We start from the raw sequence: 3484 nt of genomic DNA, 5'->3' as shown, positions 1-3484 counted from the left end.
GCCTCTGACCGCGCGCCACGGCGCCGCGGCCGTCCCTTCCCGACGCGGGGCGGGGCGGGCGCGGCGCCGTGGTGCGTTCGGGACCGCGCGTCACGCAGGACGGCGCCCGCCCCTCCTCCCGGGAAGGGCGGGCGCCGTCGCGGGCGTCACTTGCGCTTGGCGCCGCGCTTCTCCCGGACCCGGACCGACACCTGGATCGGGGTGCCCGCGAAGCCGAACTCCTCGCGCAACCGGCGTTCGACGAAGCGCCGGTACCCCGCCTCCAGGAAGCCGGAGGCGAACAGCACGAACCGGGGCGGCCGGGTGCCGGCCTGGGTGCCGAAGAGGATGCGGGGCTGCTTGCCGCCCCGGATCGGGTGCGGGTGGGAGGCGACCAGCTCGCCCAGGAAGGCGTTGAGCTTGCCCGTCGGCACCCGGCTCTCCCAGCCGGCCAGCGCGGTCTCCAGCGCGGGGACCAGCTTCTCCATGTGGCGGCCGGTGCGCGCGGAGACGTTGACGCGCGGCGCCCACTGCACCTGCACCAGGTCGCGCTCGATCTCCCGCTCCAGGTAGAAGCGGCGCTCCTCGTCGAGGGTGTCCCACTTGTTGTAGGCGATGACGAGGGCGCGGCCGGCGTCGACCGCCATCGAGATGATGCGGGTGTCCTGGACGCTGATCGGCTCGGTGACGTCGATGAGCACCACGGCCGCCTCGGCCTTCTCCAGGGCGGCGGCGGTCCGCAGCGAGGCGTAGTAGTCCGCGCCCTCCTGGAGGTGCACCCGGCGGCGGATGCCGGCGGTGTCGACGAACTTCCAGATGCGGTCGCCCAGTTGGATCAGCTCGTCGACCGGGTCACGGGTGGTGCCGGCCTCCTCGTTGACGACGACGCGCTCCTCGCCCGCCACCTTGTTCAGCAGCGAGGACTTGCCGACGTTGGGACGCCCGATCAGCGCGATGCGGCGGGGGCCGCCGGTGACCGCGGCGAAGGTCTCCGGCGGGGCGTCCGGCAGCGCCTCCAGCACGGCGTCCAGCATGTCGCCGGTGCCGCGGCCGTGGAGGGCGGAGACCGGGTGGGGCTCGCCCAGGCCGAGCGACCACAGGTAGGTGGCGTCGGCCTCGGTGGAGGGGCCGTCCACCTTGTTGGCGCAGAGCACGACGGGCTTCCCCGACTTGCGCAGCAGCCGGACCACGGCGGTGTCGGTGTCGGTGGGGCCGACGACGGCGTCCACCACGAAGACCACCGCGTCCGCGGTGGAGATGGCGAACTCCGCCTGGGCCGCGACGGAGGCGTCGATGCCGAGGACGTCCTGCTCCCAGCCGCCGGTGTCCACCACCTTGAAGCGGCGGCCCGCCCACTCGGCCTCGTAGCTGACGCGGTCGCGCGTCACGCCGGGGCGGTCCTCCACGACCGCCTCACGGCGGCCGAGGATGCGGTTGACCAGGGTGGACTTGCCGACGTTGGGCCGGCCCACGACGGCGAGCACCGGCAGCGGGCCCGCGCCGGCGGCGGCGAGTTCCCCGTCCACCTCCTCGGCGTCGAAGCCCTCCTCCTCGGCGAGCCGCAGGAACTCGGTGTACTCGGCCTCGTCCAGGGCACCGTGGTCGGTGCCCGCCTCGGGCTGCTCGTGGTCGCGCATGGGTCCTGTCTCCGTCGTCGGCCGGGGCTGTCCCGGTGGGGCCGCCCTCTGCGGGCGGTTGCGGTGCCCGGCACGCGGCGGGGCCCGGGCTGCTCCCCCCGGGGGCCGGTGGCGCGCGGCGCGAGCCGCGCGGCGTCATCGGCCCGACGGTGTGGTGGCCGTGGGAGGGGCCCGACCGCCCAGCCTAACGCGCGGTGAGGGCCCGGGCCGACGCGAGATGTGCCGCCAGGCGTTCCTGGACCTGCTCGGTGGCCGCGTCCAGCGCCGCCCGGGTGCGCCGGCCGCTGCCGTCGCCGGGGTGGAACGGCTCGCCGTAGACGACGTCCAGCCGACCGCGGAGCGGCGGCAGGCCCGGCAGCACCCGGCTGCGGCGCTCGGAGCTGCCGAGGACCGCGACGGGCACCACCGCCGCGCCCGACCGCAGCGCGAACCAGGCCAGCCCGGAGCGGAGCGCCGCGAAGTCACCGGCGCCGCGGCTGCCTTCGGGGAACATGCCGATGACGCCGCCGGCCCGCAGCACGGCGAGGGTGTCCGCCACCGCACCGCGGTCCGCCGCACCGCGGTCCACCGCGATCTGCCCGAGGGCCCGCATCGCGGCGCCGGCCGGGCCGACGAACGCCTCGCGCTTGACGAGGAAGTGGACCGGTCGGGGCGAGGTGCCGATGACCAGCGGGCCGTCCACGTTGTGGCTGTGGTTGCCCGCGAGGATGACCGGGCCGGTGCCCGGGACCCGCCAGGCGCCCAGCACCCGCGTGTTCCACGCGCTCCGCACCAGCGAGATGCCGATGCGGTGGCCCACGACGGCGCCGCGGGGGCTGGGGTCCGGGCGCGGGCCGTCCGCGGGCCGGGGGGTGGCGGTGGTCACGAGACGGGACGCTTCCGCTCCTCGACGAGGGTGACGACGCAGTCGACGACCTCGTCCAGGGTGAGGTGGGAAGTGTCCACCTCCGTCGCGTCGCCGGCCTGGGCGAGCGGGGAGACCGCGCGGGAGGAGTCCGCCGCGTCCCGGCGGGCGAGGTCGGCGCGGGTGGTGGCGACGCCCTCCGCGCCGCGGCGGCCGATCTCCCCGCTGCGGCGGGCGGCGCGCACCTCCTCGGAGGCGGTGAGGAAGATCTTCAGGTCCGCGTCGGGGAGGACCGTGGTGCCGATGTCGCGTCCCTCGACGACGATCCCCGCGGTGGCCTCGGCCGCGATGGAACGCTGCAGCGCGGTGATCAGCTCACGGACGGCCGGCACGGCGCTGACGGCGCTGACGGCGCCGGTGACCTCGGCGCCGCGGATGGGCGCCGCGACGTCGGTCCCGTCCACGGTGATCGTGGGCGACCGGGGGTCGGTGCCGGAGACGACCTCGGGGGTGGACGCGGCGGCGGCGACGGCGGCCGGGTCGGCCACGTCGACGCCGTTGTGCAGCATCCACCAGGTGATGGCGCGGTACTGGGCGCCGGTGTCGAGGTAGGCGAGGCCGAGCCGGGCGGCGACCGCCTTGGAGGTGCTGGACTTGCCCGTTCCGGACGGCCCGTCGATGGCGACCACGACGGCGGGTTTGGCGGACACGGAGATGCGCACCTCTTTCTCGGACCGGCCCTCAGCGGCCGGCTGCGGCGGAAGCAGGGTGGGACGGCGCGCCCGCGGCAGCCCGCGGGGCGGCGGGGCACGACCGAGGACAGGTTAGCCGCTCACTCGAACGGCCGTCGCGCAGGGAGCGGCCGTCGCCTCCCGCCACGGGCCGGCGGATGGCCGGGGCGCCACGCCGGAGACCGACACCGAGGTGCTCAACCTGGCCTGGTCGCCGCCCGTCTCACCGCCGCCGAGGAGAGCGCGGTGCGCCTCTGCGGCCAGGGCATCCGGGACGTCACCCGCATCGCGGC

Annotated in this window: 3 protein-coding genes; all 3 read right to left on the bottom strand. The window is 76.3% G+C overall.

What is annotated here, in order from left to right; translation table 11 throughout:
* Window positions 1-146 precede the first annotated feature (146 nt).
* The 3 genes from der to cmk all read right to left on the bottom strand — a co-directional run bounded on the left by der (window position 147) and on the right by cmk (window position 3170).
* Entirely contained in the window at window positions 147-1616 is a 1470-nt protein-coding gene (gene der, locus HCN56_RS24525; RefSeq protein ID WP_167974685.1) for a ribosome biogenesis GTPase Der, read from the bottom strand.
* 184 nt (window positions 1617-1800) lie between these two features.
* Entirely contained in the window at window positions 1801-2481 is a 681-nt protein-coding gene (locus HCN56_RS24520; protein WP_312871432.1) for a lysophospholipid acyltransferase family protein, read from the bottom strand.
* Window positions 2478-3170 (bottom strand): (d)CMP kinase, encoded by a 693-nt coding sequence (gene cmk / locus HCN56_RS24515; protein ID WP_312871431.1) that lies wholly within the window; start codon window positions 3168-3170, stop codon window positions 2478-2480. Before cmk ends, HCN56_RS24520 begins: the two co-directional genes overlap by 4 nt.
* Window positions 3171-3484: the final 314 nt, after the last annotated feature.

It is taken from the genome of Streptomyces lonarensis, from assembly GCF_012033735.1.
GTDB classification, from domain to species: Bacteria; Actinomycetota; Actinomycetes; order Streptomycetales; family Streptomycetaceae; genus Streptomyces; species Streptomyces lonarensis.
Note: the sequence above shows the minus strand (reverse complement) of the source record. Positions and strands in the feature narration are given on the sequence as shown.